Origin of the sequence: Streptomyces sp. NBC_01363, from assembly GCF_026340595.1 — a bacterium.
Lineage (GTDB): Bacteria > Actinomycetota > Actinomycetes > Streptomycetales > Streptomycetaceae > Streptomyces.
This window is the reverse complement of record NZ_JAPEPF010000001.1, coordinates 1,686,794-1,702,909: the sequence shown is the minus strand read 5'-3', so window position 1 is coordinate 1,702,909 and position 16,116 is coordinate 1,686,794. Positions and strand designations below refer to the sequence as shown.

Annotated in this window: 16 protein-coding genes and 1 tRNA gene; 9 read left to right on the top strand and 8 right to left on the bottom strand. The window is 69.2% G+C overall.

The window, feature by feature from the left end; translation table 11 throughout:
* Window positions 1-96 precede the first annotated feature (96 nt).
* A complete protein-coding gene (paaN, locus tag OG611_RS08030) occupies window positions 97-1,797 on the top strand; it encodes a phenylacetic acid degradation protein PaaN (protein WP_266416922.1) in 1,701 nt (566 codons plus the stop codon).
* Window positions 1,798-1,871: 74 nt separating this feature from the next.
* Here the strand turns inward: paaN and OG611_RS08025 are convergent, their stop codons facing one another.
* The 3 genes from OG611_RS08025 to OG611_RS08015 all read right to left on the bottom strand — a co-directional run bounded on the left by OG611_RS08025 (window position 1,872) and on the right by OG611_RS08015 (window position 4,641).
* On the bottom strand, window positions 1,872-2,510 hold the full coding sequence (locus OG611_RS08025) for a TrmH family RNA methyltransferase (protein WP_266425648.1): 639 nt from the start codon (window positions 2,508-2,510) through the stop codon (window positions 1,872-1,874).
* A gap of 131 nt (window positions 2,511-2,641) precedes the next feature.
* Window positions 2,642-3,883 (bottom strand): HTTM domain-containing protein, encoded by a 1,242-nt coding sequence (locus OG611_RS08020; RefSeq protein ID WP_266416920.1) that lies wholly within the window; start codon window positions 3,881-3,883, stop codon window positions 2,642-2,644.
* A complete protein-coding gene (locus tag OG611_RS08015; protein WP_266416918.1) occupies window positions 3,880-4,641 on the bottom strand; it encodes a DUF5819 family protein in 762 nt (253 codons plus the stop codon). The genes OG611_RS08020 and OG611_RS08015 overlap by 4 nt, the downstream gene beginning before the upstream one ends.
* Window positions 4,642-4,756: 115 nt before the next feature.
* On the opposite strand from OG611_RS08015, the gene paaA reads away from it, so the two are divergent.
* From paaA to OG611_RS07985, 6 genes are all read left to right on the top strand, one after another.
* A complete protein-coding gene (gene paaA, locus OG611_RS08010) occupies window positions 4,757-5,791 on the top strand; it encodes a 1,2-phenylacetyl-CoA epoxidase subunit PaaA (RefSeq protein WP_266416916.1) in 1,035 nt (344 codons plus the stop codon).
* The gene (paaB, locus tag OG611_RS08005; protein ID WP_266416914.1) at window positions 5,788-6,078 is read left to right on the top strand and encodes a 1,2-phenylacetyl-CoA epoxidase subunit PaaB; all 291 of its coding nucleotides are present in this window, start codon (window positions 5,788-5,790) and stop codon (window positions 6,076-6,078) included. Before paaA ends, paaB begins: the two co-directional genes overlap by 4 nt.
* A complete protein-coding gene (gene paaC / locus OG611_RS08000; RefSeq protein WP_266416911.1) occupies window positions 6,075-6,776 on the top strand; it encodes a 1,2-phenylacetyl-CoA epoxidase subunit PaaC in 702 nt (233 codons plus the stop codon). Before paaB ends, paaC begins: the two co-directional genes overlap by 4 nt.
* On the top strand, window positions 6,770-7,276 hold the full coding sequence (paaD, locus tag OG611_RS07995) for a 1,2-phenylacetyl-CoA epoxidase subunit PaaD (protein WP_266416909.1): 507 nt from the start codon (window positions 6,770-6,772) through the stop codon (window positions 7,274-7,276). The genes paaC and paaD overlap by 7 nt, the downstream gene beginning before the upstream one ends.
* Window positions 7,277-8,335, top strand: coding sequence for a 2Fe-2S iron-sulfur cluster-binding protein (locus tag OG611_RS07990; RefSeq protein ID WP_266416907.1), 1,059 nt, complete (start codon window positions 7,277-7,279; stop codon window positions 8,333-8,335).
* A 148-nt stretch (window positions 8,336-8,483) separates the two neighbouring features.
* Window positions 8,484-9,683 carry an acyl-CoA dehydrogenase family protein gene (locus OG611_RS07985; protein WP_266416905.1) on the top strand — a complete coding sequence of 400 codons (1,200 nt, stop codon included), beginning with the start codon at window positions 8,484-8,486 and terminating at the stop codon, window positions 9,681-9,683.
* Window positions 9,684-9,769: 86 nt separating this feature from the next.
* On the opposite strand, the gene OG611_RS07980 is transcribed toward OG611_RS07985, so the two are convergent.
* The 4 genes from OG611_RS07980 to OG611_RS07965 form a co-directional block, all read right to left on the bottom strand.
* Window positions 9,770-10,114 (bottom strand): rhodanese-like domain-containing protein, encoded by a 345-nt coding sequence (locus tag OG611_RS07980; RefSeq protein WP_266416903.1) that lies wholly within the window; start codon window positions 10,112-10,114, stop codon window positions 9,770-9,772.
* A gap of 46 nt (window positions 10,115-10,160) precedes the next feature.
* A complete protein-coding gene (locus OG611_RS07975) occupies window positions 10,161-11,216 on the bottom strand; it encodes a J domain-containing protein (protein WP_266416901.1) in 1,056 nt (351 codons plus the stop codon).
* 58 nt (window positions 11,217-11,274) lie between these two features.
* On the bottom strand, window positions 11,275-12,726 hold the full coding sequence (locus tag OG611_RS07970) for a DUF2252 domain-containing protein (RefSeq protein WP_266416899.1): 1,452 nt from the start codon (window positions 12,724-12,726) through the stop codon (window positions 11,275-11,277).
* A gap of 148 nt (window positions 12,727-12,874) precedes the next feature.
* Complete coding sequence (locus OG611_RS07965; RefSeq protein WP_266416897.1) at window positions 12,875-14,041, bottom strand: hypothetical protein; 1,167 nt, start codon at window positions 14,039-14,041, stop codon at window positions 12,875-12,877.
* Between the two features lie 90 nt (window positions 14,042-14,131).
* Here OG611_RS07965 and OG611_RS07960 point away from each other — a divergent pair, with 90 nt between their 5' ends.
* Window positions 14,132-14,602, top strand: a complete 471-nt coding sequence (locus tag OG611_RS07960) for a MarR family winged helix-turn-helix transcriptional regulator (RefSeq protein ID WP_266416895.1) — start codon at window positions 14,132-14,134, stop codon at window positions 14,600-14,602.
* Between the two features lie 242 nt (window positions 14,603-14,844).
* Here OG611_RS07960 and OG611_RS07955 read toward each other — a convergent pair.
* Window positions 14,845-14,927: transfer RNA gene (locus OG611_RS07955), tRNA-Leu, on the bottom strand.
* 317 nt (window positions 14,928-15,244) lie between these two features.
* Between OG611_RS07955 and OG611_RS07950 the strand changes: the two genes are divergently transcribed.
* The gene (locus tag OG611_RS07950; protein ID WP_266416893.1) at window positions 15,245-16,114 is read left to right on the top strand and encodes a DUF3662 and FHA domain-containing protein; all 870 of its coding nucleotides are present in this window, start codon (window positions 15,245-15,247) and stop codon (window positions 16,112-16,114) included.
* The last annotated feature ends 2 nt before the right edge of the window (window positions 16,115-16,116 follow it).

The window sequence follows — 16,116 nt, the reverse complement described above, 5'->3', positions numbered from 1 at the left end:
CACAGGTTTGGCGGGCCCCCTTGTCCCGACCGATCGTTCGGTTACTCTAACTCTGTCCGCCCGTCCCTGCCCAGCTCGATGAGGAGTTGGTCCGTCATGGCCGCCGAGCTCTCCCCGCACCTGCTGTCCGAGAAGCACCGCCCCACGCTCGACCAGGCCCTCGACGCGATCCGTACGCGTGCCTACTGGTCCCCGCACCCCGAGCATCCGAAGGCATACGGCGAGGGCGGCGCCACCGGCAGCCTGAGCGCCGCCGAGGGCAAGGCCGCCTTCGACGCCGTGCTGAACACCCGGCTCGACCTCGGCCAGCCCGGCACCGACGGCTGGACGGGCGGGGAGGTCTCTCCGTACGGGCCGGAGCTCGGCGTCGAATATCCGCACGCCGACCTGGACGTCCTGCTTCCGGCGATGCGCGCGGGCATGCCCGCCTGGCGTGCGGCGGGCCCCGAGACCAGGGCCCTGGTCTGTCTGGAGATCCTTGCGCGGATCAGCGCCAGGACCCACGAGTTCGGCCACGCCGTGATGCACACCAGCGGCCAGGCCTTCATGATGGCGTTCCAGGCGGGCGGCCCGCACGCCCAGGACCGCGGCCTGGAGGCGGTGGCGTACGCGTACGAGGAGCAGATCCGCACCCCGCAGAGCGCCGACTGGTCCAAGCCGCAGGGCAAGCGTGACCCGCTCCAGCTGCAGAAGTCGTTCACCGCGGCGCCACGCGGCATCTCGCTGCTGATCGGCTGCAACACCTTCCCCACGTGGAACGGCTACCCCGGCCTCTTCGCCTCCCTGGCCACCGGCAATCCCGTCCTGGTCAAACCGCACCCACGCGCCGTGCTTCCGCTCGCGCTCACGGTGCAGCTGGCCCGCGAGGTGCTCGCCGAGGCCGACTTCGATCCCAACCTGGTCGCCCTGGCCGCCGAACGACCGGGCGAAGGCATCGCGAAGACGCTTGCCCTCCGCCCCGAAATCAAGATCATCGACTACACCGGGTCCACCGCCTTCGGCGACTGGCTGGAGACCAACGCCCGCCAGGCCCAGGTCTACACGGAGAAGGCCGGCGTCAACACGATCGTCCTCGACTCCACGGACGACTACCGCGGCATGCTGTCCAACCTGGCGTTCTCCCTCTCCCTGTACAGCGGCCAGATGTGCACGACCCCGCAGAACCTGCTGATTCCCCGGGACGGCATCACCACCGACGCCGGCGAGAAGACGTACGACGAAGTGGTCGCCGACATCGCCGCCGCCGTCACCGGCCTGCTGGGCGACGACACCCGGGCGAACGCACTGCTCGGCGCCCTGGTCAACCCCGATGTGAAGGCCCGCCTGGAAGCAGCCGCGGATCTGGGCGAGGTCGCCCTGCCCTCCCGCGAGGTGGCCAACCCGGAATTCCCCCACGCCGTGGTCCGCACCCCCACCGTCGTCAAGCTGGACGCCACCAAGCCGGACGACGAGGAGCACTTCCTGTCGGAGTGCTTCGGCCCGGTCGCCTTCGCGGTAGCGGTCGGCTCGACGGCCGACGCCGTTGAGCTGCTCCGCCGCACGGTGCGCGACCAGGGCGCGATGACGGTCGGCGCGTACACCACCTCACCGGAGGTGGAACGCGCGGTGGAAGACGTCTGCCTGGACGAATCGGCCCAGCTGTCGCTGAATCTGACCGGCGGGGTGTACGTCAACCAGACCGCGGCCTTCTCCGACTTCCACGGCTCGGGCGGCAACCCGGCGGCGAACGCGGCGCTGTGCGACGGAGCCTTCGTGTCCAACCGCTTCCGGATGGTGGAAGTCCGCCGCCAGGCATGACCCGGCCAAGGTTGGGGGCGGAGCCCCGTCCCCAACCCAACCCCGCGACGCCGCCCCCCAATTGCCGGTCGGTCTTAGTTCCCCGCCTCGGGAATCTCCGCATACCTCTGCACCCATGCGTGCATGGCGATGGCGGCCGCGGCCCCCGCGTTGATCGACCGCGTCGACCCGAACTGCGCGATGGAGCACACCATCGCCGCGTGCTTACGGGCCTCCTCGGTGAGCCCGGGACCTTCCTGCCCGAAGAGCAGTACGCAGCGCCGCGGCAGCTCGGTCCGCTCCAGCGGCACCGCACCCGGCAGATTGTCGATCCCGATGATCGGCAGACCCTCGGCCTCGGCCCACGCGGTCAGCGATTCGGTGTCGGGGTGATGCCGCACATGCTGGTAGCGGTCGGTGACCATCGCACCGCGCCGGTTCCAGCGCCGCCGCCCCACGATATGGATCTCCTTGGCGAGAAAGGCGTTCGCCGTGCGCACCACGGAGCCGATGTTGAAGTCGTGACCCCAGTTCTCGACCGCGACATGGAAGTCGTGCCGCCGTAGATCCAGATCGGCGACGATCGCCTCCCGGGTCCAGTACCGGTAGCCATCGCCCACGTTGCGCCGGTCGCCGTGGGCGAGCAGCTCGGGGTCGTACCGCTCGTCCACGGGCCACGGCAGCGGGTGAGGTCCGACGCCGACCTCCGTCCCGAACCCGTCGTCGTACTGCATCGGTTCCGCCGAGGCACCGGGCTCCGTCCCCGCTACGGATGCGAGGGGCACATCGAGTCCGACGACCTCCTCGTCCAACGATTCGCCGCCGCTACTGCCCGCGCGGCCCGTGCTGCCACTCTCACTACTGCTCACCCGACGAGCGTATGACCCCCGTCGCCGCTGTGCTGCGGGGCCTCCTCGTCATCGGCGCCACGCCGCTGCCCGGGGACCTCGACCCGGCCCGGGAACAGCCGCTCCCGGGCGAGAGTCACCCGGCCGCCGAGCCACACCAGGAAGACGGTCGGCAGGAAGACGGAGTCGGCGGCGATCATCGCCATGGAGAAGAAGGGCAGCCCGAGCAGCAGGGCGATCCCGGCGTGCTCGCACATCATGGCGACGAGCAGAACGTTCTTGACCCGCCGGTTGAACAGGGTGAAGGGAAACGCGACCTGAACGATGACCGTGCCGTACGTGAGCAGCATCACCATCACACCGCTGGAGGCGAGGATGTCCGACAGTCCGGGCCAGGGCGTGAAGTAGTCGAGCTTGAGCGGGTAATACAGCGCCGTACCGTCCTGCCACCGCGAACCCTGGATCTTGTACCACCCCGCAGTGGCGTAGATCAGACAGACCTCGGCCATGATCACGACGAGGGTCGCGTTGTGGGCGAGGTTGGCGACGACATCGAGCAGGGTGCGCGATTCGCTGTGCGGTGCGTAACGGTTCACAGCCCACCAGGCGCCCTCGCCGACCCAAAGGACCCAGAGAAGAGTCGGCAGCCACCAGGTGCCGCCGAGCCCATCGGTCATGCCGGCCACGATCAGAACGAGGCCGAGCACCACCCAGAGGACCGTACCGGCCACATTCCCCCGCACCGGGCGCCGAGGATCGTCCGCTCCCGCACGCGCCCGCCGCGCCGCACGCCGGGCGTCCAACGACCAGACCCGCCCGCAGCGCGTGAGCACCAGGTAGATCGCCATGAGATGGATGACGTTGTCGCCGCCGTCGCCCATGAAGATGCTGCGGTTCTGCAGGGAAAGCACTCCGGCCATGAAGAGGACCGACATGGCGCGGGTGTGCCAGCCGACCATCAGCAGCGCCGCGGAGATCAGCGCGACCGCGTACACGATCTCGAACCAGACCGTGCTGTCCGACCACATGAGTGCGGTGAATGCCTGATTGCCGGATATGAGCTGCTGCGCCATGTCCCAGTGCCACGGGGCGTCGGGTCCGTACATCTCGTGGCGGTGCGGCAGTTCGCGCAGCAGGAAGAACAGATAGGTGGCCGAGAAGCCGATCCGGATGACGGCACTCTGATACTGGCCGAAGGACGTGGAGGTGACGCGCTGGATACCGCGGGCGATCTTGTGGTCGACGGCGAACGTACTCACTTGTCCGCCCCCTTGGCGCTCTCGGGAAGGTCTGCGTCAGTTACCGTCCACCACGGCAGTACCCGGTAGGACGGCCTCGTACTGATCTTCTCCTCGCTCCATGCGGGCGCCGCGACGGACCGCACCTCGGAACGAACCTGGATGCGCTCGACGGTGCCGCCGTAGTCGTGTTCGCCGAGGCGCAGCATCACGATGCGGCGGATGTAGCGCTCGGAGAGCTGACCGCGAAGGCCGTTGGCCCGGTTCTCGTTGTCGTGGGAACTGAGGTAGAAGTCCCAACCGCGTCGGAGTTCGTTCTGGTGGACGTGACTGGGGAGAAGACTGCCGCGTATCGCCTTGCCGTCCTCGCCGGAAAGGCTCATCCAGGAGGTGGTGCGGCGCCCGTCGGCGCCGGCTATCTCGGCTCGTACGTGAATGGCGATGTTCTGCTGAAGCGGGTTCGGGGCGAAGAGCTTCCAGTTCTGCTCGAACTCGGGATAGATCCATTCGTCGACCGCTTCGCCGTGCTGCTTGGTCATGGTGTTGGAGGGAGCGACGTGCAGAAACACCATGGCCAGCTGTCCACAGGCGACCAGCCCGATGACGGACAGCGCGACCGCGGCAACGATCTGGTACGGAAGCGACAGGGCGGCCATTCCGCCACAAGGACCTGCTTCAGGCCCCTGACCAGCGCCGGAAGATATTTCTTCCTGCTGATCCGGCCCCGGCTCGGCAGCCCCGTTCCCGCTTTCGGCGCCCCTGTCGTCGTACGAATCCATCCCGCCCCGATCCCCGTCGATCCCCGGTCAGTTATCCACAGGGTTGACACCCTACGGGCCGCCGACTCACCATTGAAGACATTGAACCGAACGATCGGTCGGTAGGGAGCCCGGGATGGCGGCAGTGACTGCGGACCAGACAGCGCAGGCGGGAGCGGACAGGCCCGAAGGGGCGGACGAGGCCCTGGAGGCGGCATTCGACGCCGCGGTGGCGGCGGACGAGCGCATCGAGCCACGCGACTGGATGCCCGATGCGTACCGCGCCTCGCTGGTCAGGCAAATGGCCCAGCATGCCCACTCCGAAATCATCGGCATGCAGCCGGAGGCCAACTGGATCTCGCGGGCGCCCTCGCTGCGACGCAAGGCGATCCTGATGGCCAAGGTGCAGGACGAGGCGGGCCACGGGCTCTACCTGTACAGCGCGGCGGAGACCCTCGGCACCGGCCGCGAGGAGCTGCTCGACAAGCTTCACGCGGGCCGCCAGAGGTATTCATCGATCTTCAACTACCCGACGCTGACCTGGGCGGACGTCGGCGCGATCGGCTGGCTCGTGGACGGCGCCGCGATCACCAACCAGGTGCCGCTGTGCCGCTGCTCCTACGGCCCGTACGCCCGCGCGATGGTCCGCATCTGCAAGGAGGAGTCCTTCCACCAGCGCCAGGGGTACGAGCTGCTGCTCACCCTCAGCCGCGGCACCCCGGCGCAGCACGAAATGGCGCAGGACGCGGTGAACCGCTGGTGGTGGCCGTCCCTGATGATGTTCGGCCCGCCGGACGACGCATCGGCCCACTCGGCGCAGTCGATGGCCTGGAAGATCAAGCGCCACTCCAACGACGAGCTGCGGCAGCGCTTCGTGGACATCTGTGTCCCGCAGGCCGAGGCGCTGGGTCTCACCCTCCCGGACCCGGACCTCCGGTGGAACGGGGAGCGCGGACAGCACGACTTCGGGGCAATCGACTGGAAGGAGTTCCAGGAGGTCCTCAAGGGCAACGGCCCGTGCAACGAACAGCGCCTCACCCAGCGCCGCCGGGCGCACGAGGAGGGCGCCTGGGTCCGGGACGCGGCGGCTGCCTACGCCGGGAAACACACAGCAGCAGAAGCACACGCAGCACCACACACAGCAGCGGAGAACGGGGAGGCGACAGCATGAGCAGCTCGACCGAATGGCCACTGTGGGAGGTGTTCGTGCGTTCGCGCCGCGGCCTTTCCCACACCCACGCGGGCAGCCTGCACGCCCCGGACGCCGAGATGGCCCTGCGCAACGCGCGCGATCTGTACACGCGCCGTTCCGAGGGCGTCTCCATCTGGGTGGTCCCGTCCACACAGGTCACGGCGTCCTCGCCGGACGAGAAGGACTCCTTCTTCGAACCGGCCGGCGACAAGCCGTACCGGCATCCGACGTTCTACGAGATCCCGGAAGGGGTGAAGCACCTGTGACCGCGGCCCTCGCCCTGGGCGACGACGCGCTGGTGCTCTCGCACCGGCTGGGGGAGTGGGCGGGTCATGCGCCCGCGCTGGAAGAAGAAGTGGCCCTGGCCAACATCGCCCTGGATCTGCTGGGGCAGGCCCGGATACTCCTCTCCCTGGTCGGGGACGAGGACGAGCTGGCGTATCTGCGCGAGGAACGCGCCTTCCGCAACGTCCAGCTGGTCGAGCAGCCCAACGGCGACTTCGCCCACACCATCGCCCGCCAGCTCTACTTCTCCACCTACCAGCGGCTGCTGTACGAGCAGCTGGCATCGGGCGAGAACGCGTTCGCCGGCCTGGCGGCGAAGGCCGTCAAGGAGGTCGCGTACCACCAGGACCACGCGGAGCACTGGACACTGCGGCTCGGCGACGGCACAGACGAGAGCCATGACCGGATGCAGCGCGCCGTGGATGCCCTGTGGCGGTTCACCGGCGAGCTGTTCGAGCCCGTCGAGGGGGTGGAGGTCGACTGGCAGTCGCTGCACAGCGGCTGGCTGGAGTCCGTTTCCGCGGTGCTGGAGCGGGCCACGCTGACACTGCCGACCGGTCCGCGGTCCGGGGCGTGGACGGCGGGTGCGGGACGCCAGGGCATCCACACCGAACCCTTCGGCCGCATGATCGCCGAGATGCAGCACCTGCATCGCAGCCACCCGGGGGCGTCATGGTGACCGAGACCGTCCTGGAGAAGGAGCTGCACCGCCTCGCAGGCTCCGTACCCGATCCCGAACTGCCCGTGCTGACCCTGGACGAGCTGGGGGTGCTCCGGGGCGTGGATGTTCTCGCCCCCGGCAAGGTCACCGTGCGTCTCACCCCGACCTATACCGGCTGCCCTGCGATCGAGGCGATGTCCTCCGACATCGAGCGGGTGCTGCACGACCACGGCATACCGCAGGTCTCCGTGGTCACCGTGCTCTCACCGGCCTGGTCCACGGACGACATCAGCGCGGAAGGACGGCGCAAGCTGGCCGAGTTCGGCATAGCGCCCCCGCGCCCGCACGATGCCACGACCGGCGCGGGCGGTCCGGTGCCGCTCACGCTCTCGGTGCGCTGCCCGCACTGCGGCTCGACCGATACGGAGCTGCTGAGCCGGTTCTCCTCCACCGCGTGCAAGGCGCTGCGCCGCTGCGTGACATGCCGCGAACCGTTCGACCACTTCAAGGAGTTGTAGATGTTCCATCCGCTCCGGGTCCGCACGATCGAACGGCTCACGGACGATTCGGTGGCTGTCACCCTCGCCGTGCCGCCCGAGTTGCGCGAGACCTTCCGCCACAAGCCCGGCCAGCACCTCAATGTGCGATACACGGTGGACGGCGAGGAGATTCGCCGCTCGTACTCGATCTGTTCCCCGGCCACCGAGGAACCGGCCGATCCGGTACTGCGTGTGGGCATTCGACTCGTCGACGGCGGCGTGTTCTCCACGTACGCCCTGAAGGAACTCGCCGTCGGTGACCTGGTCGAGGCAATGCCTCCGATGGGCCGCTTCGTGCTGGCGCCCCGCGCCGGACACTTCGCGGCGATCGTAGGCGGCAGCGGAATCACGCCGGTCCTGTCCATCGCGGCCACGCTGCTGGCACGGGAACCCGATGCCCAATTCTGCCTGATCCGCAGCGACCGGACAGCGCTCTCGACGATGTTCCTGGACGAGGTCGCCGACCTCAAGGACCGCTACCCCGACCGGTTCCAGCTGGTCACGGTGCTCTCCCGGGAGGAGCAGCAGGCAGGTCTCCCTTCCGGCCGGCTGGACCGGGACCGTCTCACCGAACTGCTGCCCGCGCTGCTACCGGTGACCGAGGTGGACGGCTGGTATCTCTGCGGGCCGTTCGGACTGATCCAGGCCGCGGACCAGGCGCTGCGCGGCCTCGGCATCGACCGGCCCCGCATCCACCAGGAGATCTTCCATGTGGACGACGGACCGGGCACATCCGTCCGTCCCCGGACCGAAACACCCGCTCACAGCAGGCTCACCGCCACCCTGGACGGCCGTTCCGGCACCTGGCCGGTGGAGGAGGGCGAATCGCTGCTGGAGACCGTGCTGCGCAGCCGCGCCGACGCACCGTACGCCTGCAAGGGCGGGGTGTGCGGGACCTGCCGGGCGTTCCTGGTCTCGGGCGACGTGCGGATGGACCGCAACTTCGCGCTGGAGCCCGAGGAGACAGATGCGGGTTATGTGCTGGCGTGCCAGTCGCATCCGGCCACCCCGGAGGTGGAGCTCGACTTCGACCGCTGACCGCGCCCCCTCGCCTCTCCCTGTCGCCTGATCCTCCCCTGCTACTTCTCCCGCTCCTCCTCCTGTTCCCTTCTCATAGAACCTGTTCTATCTTGACGGCCCGTCACATTCGGGCACAGGGACAATCGGTCAGCGGGAGGCCAGGGCAGTGGACTTCACCTTCACCGAGGAACAGCAGGCGGCCACGGAGGCAGCACGAGCGGTCTTCTCGGGAGTCGCACCGGACGGGGTTCCCAGCCCCGCTCTCGTGCCGGGCGCGGTGGCCGAGGACATCGACCGCCCGCTGTGGGCCCGGCTTGCCGCGAGCGATCTGCTGAGCCTGACGCTGTCGCCGGAGCACGGTGGGGCCGGGCTCGATCTCGTCGCGCTCTGCCTGGTGTTGCGCGAGTCAGCCAAGGTGCTCGCGAGAGTGCCGTTGCTGGAGACGTGCGCGGTCGCGATGGCGCTCCAGCAGTACGGAGACCCGCGGCTGGCCGCCCAGTTGCTGCCCAAGGTCGGCCGAGGGGAGCTGGTCCTCACCGTCGGGGCCAACGGCCGCTCCGGCCACGATCCGGCCGAACTCTCCGTCACCGCCCGCCGGGAGGCGACAGCAGGAATCGTCCCGACGGACGAAGCCCCCGGCACAGCCGTCGGCGACGGTGCCGGAGATCTTGTCGGCTGGATGCTCGACGGGACGCAGTCGGCGGTGCCGTGGGCGCAGGCCGCGGACTGGATCGCGATTCCGGCCCACACGGGCGAGGGCCGGGCGGTGGTCGCCCTGATCCAGACCGCCCAGGACGGCGTCACTCTGGCAGAGCAGGTCTCCACCAGCGGTGAACGGTTCGCCGAGGTCCGGCTGGAGTCGGTACGGATCGACGGCAGCGCGCTGATCGACGGAGCGGGGGCCTGGGAGTGGCTGCGCGCCCTCCTCACCGCCGGAACGTGCGCACTCGCACTCGGCCTGGGTGAGGCCGTGCTCGCCATGACGAGCGAATACACCGGCAAGCGTGAGCAGTTCGGCTTCCCGGTGGCGACCTTCCAGTCCGTCGCGGTACAGGCCGCGGACCGGTACATCGACCTACGGGCCATGGAAGTGACGCTCTGGCAGGCGGCCTGGCGGATCTCCACCGGAGCCGACGGGATGCTGCCTGCCGAGGGCGACATCGCCGTGGCGAAGATCTGGGCCTCGGACGGTGTCCGCCGGGTCGTGCAGACGGCACAGCATCTGCACGGCGGTTTCGGAGCGGACACGGACTATCCGCTGCACCGCTTTCACGCCTGGGCCAAGCAGATCGAGTTGTCCCTCGGTCCGGCAGCGGCACACGAGGAGGCACTGGGCAGCCTTCTGGCCGCACACCTCCTCGGCTGACACCGGTCGAACGGCAAGGGCGCCGACCGAACGACCAAGCCGCCGCGCAAGCACGAACCAGCTCCCCGGCGGAGCGGCTCCCCGGCTCAGAGCACGAAGGCCGGGTTGCCGTCGTCCGCGACCATCGGGCGTCCGGCGCCGTCCCAGGCCAGCATCCCGCCGTCGATGTTCACGGCGTCGATGCCCTGCTGCACCAGGTACTGGGTGACCTGGGCCGACCGGCCACCGACCCGGCACATCACGTGCACGCGCCGGCCGTCGTCGGCGGCCTCGGTCAGCTCACCGAAGCGGGCCACGAAGTCACTCATCGGGATGTGCAGAGCGCCCTCGACATGCCCGGCCGCCCACTCGTTGTCCTCCCGGACGTCCAGCACAAAGCCGTCCGACGGCACCGCCGCGACATCCACCGAGGGCAGCGGGGCGAAATTCATGGGTCATGCCTTCTCTCGTACGTACGCTCCTGAGTCACCTGGAACGCTACTGCACCATGGACGCCAGCTCCGCCTCGCGCTGCGCGACCTCGCCCAGCAGCTGCTCGGCGATCTCGTCGAGCAGCCGGTCCGGATCGTCCGGCGCCATCCGCAGCATGGCCCCGATGGCGCTCTCCTCCAGCTCCTGGGCGAGCACCGTCAGAAGTTCCTTGCGCTGGGTCAGCCAGTTCAGCCGGGCGTAGAGCTCCTCGCTCTCACTGAGCTCCGCCTCCGGAGCCACCGGACCCGCCGCCCATTCCTGCGCCAACTCGATCAGGAGAGCCTCGTCCCCCCGCCCGTACGCGGCGTTCACGCGGGCGATGAACTCGTCCCGGCGGGCCCGCTCCGTCTCGTCCTGCGCCAGGTCCGGGTGGGCCTGGCGTGCCAGGTCGCGGTAGAGCTTGCGCGCCTCCTCGGTCGGCCGGACCCGCTTGGGCGGCCGGACCGGCTGCTCGGTCAGCATCGCCGCGGCCTCGGGGGACAGCCCGTCGGAGTCGATCCAGTCGTGAAACAGCTCGTCGACGCCCGGCATCGGCATGACGATCGCCCGTGCCTCCTGCGCCTTGCGGATGTCCTCCGGATCGCCCGTCCTGGCGGCCCGAGCCTCCGCGATCTGCGCATCCAGCTCGTCGAGGCGGGTGTACATGGGCCCGAGCTTCTGGTGATGCAGCCGGGAGAAGTTCTCGACCTCGACCCGGAAGGTCTCCACCGCGATCTCGAACTCGATCAGCGCCTGCTCCGCCGCCCGAACCGCCTTCGCGAGCCGGGCCTCGGGCCGCTCCCCCTCAGCACGACCGCCCGTCCCCCCGCCGGCGTCCCCGCCCGCTGCCTCGTCGGGAGCCCCGTCTCCGGCGCTGCCCGCGGCGGTGCCGGAGCCACCTTCGACACCGGCCCCAGGACCGGCGCCGGTGTCCGTACCGGCACCGGCCGGCCGACCGTGCTGCTCTGGCGGCTCGCCCTGCCCGTACTGCTCGTTCCGGGCATGCTGCTCGCGCTGCCGGTCGTTGTCCTGCTGGTCATCGTCGTTCCGGGTGGTCGGCACCCCGGCGGCTTCGTGGGTCACCCGTCCAGCGTATGGCCACGGCCCACGTCCCAAGGACGCACGGTCGGCCCGATGCCCCTCAGACGCCCAGTTCGGCGGCTATCCGCCCCGAACCGATGGCCCGCACCAACTCCGCGTGGTCCGCCTCCGTACGGTCCGCGTAGGTCACCGCGAACGCCGCCACCGCCTCGTCCAGTTCCTCGTTCTTGCCGCAGTAGCCCGCGATCAGTCGCGGATCCGCGCTGTGCGCGTGGGCACGTGCCAGCAGCGCACCGGTCATCCGGCCGTAGTCGTCGACCTGATCGGCCGCCAGCGCCGCCGGATCCACGCTGCCCTTGCGGTTCCTGAACTGCCTTACTTGGAACGGGCGTCCGTCCACCGTCGCCCAGCCCAGCAGGATGTCGCTGACGACCTGCATCCGCTTCTGCCCGAGCACTACTCGGCGCCCCTCGTGCGCCACCTCCGGAACGTCGAAGCCGACAGCTGGCAAGTACGGCGCCAGCACGGAGGGCCGCGCCTCCTTCACCTGCAGCACCAGGGGCTCACCGCGGTGATCGAGCAGAAGCACCACGTACGACCGGGTGCCGACGCTCCCGGTACCGACCACCCGGAACGCCACGTCGTGGATCGCGTACCGGGCGAGGAGCGGAACCCGGTCCTCCGAGATCGTGCCCAGGTATTCGCCGAGTCCCGCCGCGACCGCCGCGGCCTCCTCGTCCGGCACCCGTCGCAGCACCGGCGGCGCGTCGATGAAGCGGCGTCCGCCGTCCCCGGAATCCTCGGTGGACTTGGCCGCGAAGCGGGCGCTGGTGTTGTTACGGGCCTTCTCCGAGACCCGCTCCAGAGTGCCGAGGAGATCCCGCGCGTCCGTGTGCGAGACCAACTCCTCGTCCGCGATGGCGTTCCAGGCGTCGCGCGCGGGCAGTTTGGCCAGCAGCCGCATCGTCCGCCGGTACGCGCCCACCGTGTCGTACGCGCCCTGCCGGCAGGTCTCCTCGTCCGCCCCGGCCTCACGCCCCGCAAGCACCAGCGAGGTGGCCAGACGCTTGAGGTCCCACTCCCACGGGCCGAACACGGTCTCGTCGAAGTCGTTCAGATCGATGACCAGGCTGCCCCTCGCATCGCCGTACAGCCCGAAATTGGCCGCGTGCGCATCGCCGCAGAGCTGGGCACCCACCCCGCTGACCGGCGTGCCCACCAGATCATGGGCCATCAATCCGGCCGAGCCACGCAGAAAGGCAAAGGGGGTGGCCGCCATCCGCCCCACCCGGATCGGGGCGAGGGAGGGCACTCTGCCCAGGCTCGACTCCTCGACCGCCCGCACCGCGTCGGGCCGCCCGGCCGGAAGGTCCAGGAATGCGTGCGAGGCCCTGGGCACCCGCTCCCGCACCGCTTTGCCCGCCTTCCTCGACGGCCGCTCCGCGCCCCCGCCCGTCCCGGCCGCCCTCCGCGCGAATCCGGGCACGACCGGAATGCGCGGATCACCCGACACAGACCGCTGAACCGGCACTGTCGCTTCGATGTCACCCATGGCGCGCAGCCTCCCCCGCCCTCGCCCTGCGCTCCCGGCCCGACGCCCTGTCGCAGATCAATTGCGACGAAGGTACCGCCGTCAGCCGAATGCCGTCTGCCCCTGTGGAAAACGCACCTTGCGACCTGTGGACAACGATCCGTCCTGGTCAGACGCCGACGGTCTCTTCCATCTCTTCCTCGATCTCCTCCTCGATCTGCGGCTCGGCGCCCGCCCCGGTCCGTGTTCCGGCCCCGGTCCTGGCGGCGTGCTTCGGCCCATGGGCTCCGCCGGCCTCGACAGAACCGGCGACGGCGTCGGTGCCGGCCGCTGCCGCCTCCACCGCGGCCTGCCGCCGCCTCGACTCCGACAGCCCCGCCAGCCCCATCAGGGCCAGGCCCGCCACGAACCAGAGCGCGAGCACCAGCACATGTCCACCCAGAGCGTGTCCACCGAAGTACACATGGCTGCGTACGCCCTCGACGAAGCCCGCGCCGTTCCAGAAGGAGTGCAGCGAAGCGAAGAAGCCGGGCTGCAGTTCGGGCCGGAAGATGCCGCCGGAGCTGGTGAAGTTGAGCATCACGAACAGCACCATCAGCCCGAGCGTCGTCCAGCGCTTGAGGAAGGTGTGCAGTCCGACGCCGATCAGCAGGATGCCCGCGGAGTAGAGCCAGGCCATCGCCCACAGACCGCCGAGCCCATGGTCCACCAGGCCGAACAGCGGCCCCGCGAACACCACTCCGATCACGCTCACCACCAGCGACGCGGCGACAGCCAGTGCGGCCCTGATCCGCAGCGCCAGCACGGCGCCCGCCCCGCCGATGACCGCGACCGAGGCATACGAGCCGATACTCACCGCGACCAGCAGGAAGAAGATGCCCTGGCCGGTCGGATCGCCGTCCGCGGTCGGTGCCGTGTCCGTCACCTTCAGCGGGTCGCCCTGTTCGGCGGCAACCTTGGTGAACACCTTCTCGACCACCGTGGCACTGGTGTCGGAGGACGCACTGGCCACGAGCAGCTCGGGGTGCTTGCCCGGCAGGTAGGCGCCGTAACTCGCCTGCGTCCTGAGGTGGTCCACGGCCGCGGCGCGGTCGGGAACGGTACGCACGCTCAGCGCCCCGTCGCTCTTGTCCTGCAGTGTCTGCGCGAGCACCTGCGCCCTGGGCCCGGACCCGACCACGTCCACCCGGAGATCGTGCGGCTCCGGCGCGTGAAAAGCCCCGAGGTAGGCGAGCCCCATGCCGATGCACATCAGCAGCGGCGTGACGAAATGGCCCAGCACATGGCGGAGGGCGGCGACGGTGGAGCCGGTGGCGGCACTCGGGCCTGCGGACATTCGGAACACTCCAATAGGTGGCTTTTACAACCTCTAATTCGTTGTACTATACAACTGAAACCCGAGAACCGCGAGACGGAAGGCGAAACCGTGCCAGGCACCCCCGAGGAACGCGAAGAGTCGCTGGACGTCATCCAGCGAGAACTGACCGCCTTCGCCCGCCGCGCGCGGGCCGCGGCAGCCCGCCTCCACCCGGAGCTCCCCCTGGTCTCGTACACGCTGCTGGCACACATCGAAGACCGGCACGGCTGCCGCGCGACCGATCTGGCCGCGCACTACATGCTGGACAAATCGACGGTCAGCCGACAGATCGGCACCCTGGAGAAACTGGGACTGGTCGAGCGCCACCCGGACCCCGACGACCACCGGATCCAGGTGCTGCACCCCACCGCGGCCGGAACCCAGGCCCTCGCCTCCACACAGGCCAGTCGCCGCACGGCCTACCAGGAGCGCCTCGCGGACTGGACGGAGGAAGATCTCGCCCGGTTCGCGGAATACCTGCTGCGCTACAACGCGGCGGGCAACACCATCACCGCCACCCCACAAACGCCGACGGCCTGATCCGACCCCAGGCCCCGGACAGCGGCTCGCGCAACCAGGACTCCGCGAGCCCCATCACCCCTCCTCGGCCCCACGAGGCGGTCACCCCTCAGCCTCACAAGGCCCATACGCCATATATGGCTCGTACAGCTCGTAAGCCCCACTGTTCCGCAGGACGCCTCGAATCAGACGTTTCACGTGAAACAAGAATTCAGGAACGAAGAAGCCCCACAGACCGTTTGGCCTGTGGGGCTTCTCTCTTGTGCGCGAGGGGGGATTTGAACCCCCACGTCCCTAAGGACACTGGCACCTGAAGCCAGCGCGTCTGCCGTTCCGCCACTCGCGCAAGAGTGGTGTTTTCAGAGACTCTCTCACCGTTTGGTGCGAGTCCCTGGCGACATCCGGAAGATTAGCACGCTGGACAGGGTGGATTCACATCCGTTGTTTCACCGACCGACTGAAGGGAAGCGGGAACGCCGAGCGGTCGCCCCCACTCCTCCTCTGTGCACCCCGGGTGCGGGACACTGTGAGGAGGCCGCCTCTACGATCCGTGTGAGAGGTGACACTCATCCACAGGGCAGACAAGGGGAACCAGCCGATTTCCCGACGCGTGGATACGATCAGTAAGCAGTACAGGGACGACCACAACGGAGGAGGTGCCCCATGGGAGTCATGAAGCGTTTCGAGCAGCGTCTCGAAGGTCTGGTCAACGGCACCTTCGCCAAGGTCTTCAAGTCCGAGGTCCAGCCGGTCGAGATCGCAGGAGCCCTCCAGCGCGAGTGCGACAACAACGCGACGATCTGGAACCGCGAACGGACCGTCGTCCCCAACGACTTCATCGTCGAGCTCAGCACCCCTGACTACGAGCGACTCAGCCCGTACTCCGGCCAGTTGGGCGACGAACTCTCCGGGCTGGTCCGCGACTACGCCAAGCAGCAGCGGTACACCTTCATGGGCCCCATCAAGGTCCACCTGGAGAAGGCCGACGACCTCGACACCGGGCTCTACCGGGTGCGCAGCCGCACCCTGGCGTCGAGTTCGTCACAGCAGGACCCCCAGGGCCACCAAGGACTGCAGGGCCAGCCTCCCTACCCGGGTCCGGGCCGGTCCGCGCAACCCACCGGCGGCTACGGGTACCCGCCCAGCTCCGCCCCTCCCATGCCCGCGGCCCCGCCGCCGGGCGCCGGAAGGCCCGGATCACCCAGCACCGACCGGCACCCGCCGGCCGGGCCCAGCCCCCTGCCGAACGCGCAGGTGCGACGCTGGATCGAGATCAACGGCACCCGCCATCAGATCTCCCGCCCGACGCTGGTGCTGGGACGCAGCACCGACGCCGACGTGCGGATCGACGACCCCGGCGTATCGCGTCGGCACTGTGAGATCCGGACCGGAACGCCCTCGACGATCCAGGATCTCGGGTCTACCAACGGCATCGTGGTAGACGGGCAGCACACCACCCGCGCTACGCTCCGCGACGGCTCGCGGATCGTCGTGGGCAGCACCACCATCGTTTACCGGCAAGCCGAAGGGTGAAG

Excerpts from the sequence above, each read along its gene's own strand:
- OG611_RS07965 (WP_266416897.1), bottom strand. The coding sequence starts at position 14,041 with ATGTCCGCAGGCCCGAGTGCCGCCACCGGCTCCACCGTCGCCGCCCTC.
- paaD (WP_266416909.1), top strand. The coding sequence starts at position 6,770 with ATGGTGACCGAGACCGTCCTGGAGAAGGAGCTGCACCGCCTCGCAGGC.
- paaB (WP_266416914.1), top strand. The coding sequence starts at position 5,788 with ATGAGCAGCTCGACCGAATGGCCACTGTGGGAGGTGTTCGTGCGTTCG.
- paaA (WP_266416916.1), top strand. The coding sequence starts at position 4,757 with ATGGCGGCAGTGACTGCGGACCAGACAGCGCAGGCGGGAGCGGACAGG.
- OG611_RS07950 (WP_266416893.1), top strand. The coding sequence starts at position 15,245 with ATGGGAGTCATGAAGCGTTTCGAGCAGCGTCTCGAAGGTCTGGTCAAC.
- paaN (WP_266416922.1), top strand. The coding sequence starts at position 97 with ATGGCCGCCGAGCTCTCCCCGCACCTGCTGTCCGAGAAGCACCGCCCC.
- OG611_RS08025 (WP_266425648.1), bottom strand. The coding sequence starts at position 2,510 with ATGCAGTACGACGACGGGTTCGGGACGGAGGTCGGCGTCGGACCTCAC.
- OG611_RS07980 (WP_266416903.1), bottom strand. The coding sequence starts at position 10,114 with ATGAATTTCGCCCCGCTGCCCTCGGTGGATGTCGCGGCGGTGCCGTCG.
- OG611_RS07990 (WP_266416907.1), top strand. The coding sequence starts at position 7,277 with ATGTTCCATCCGCTCCGGGTCCGCACGATCGAACGGCTCACGGACGAT.
- OG611_RS08015 (WP_266416918.1), bottom strand. The coding sequence starts at position 4,641 with ATGGATTCGTACGACGACAGGGGCGCCGAAAGCGGGAACGGGGCTGCC.
- OG611_RS07970 (WP_266416899.1), bottom strand. The coding sequence starts at position 12,726 with ATGGGTGACATCGAAGCGACAGTGCCGGTTCAGCGGTCTGTGTCGGGT.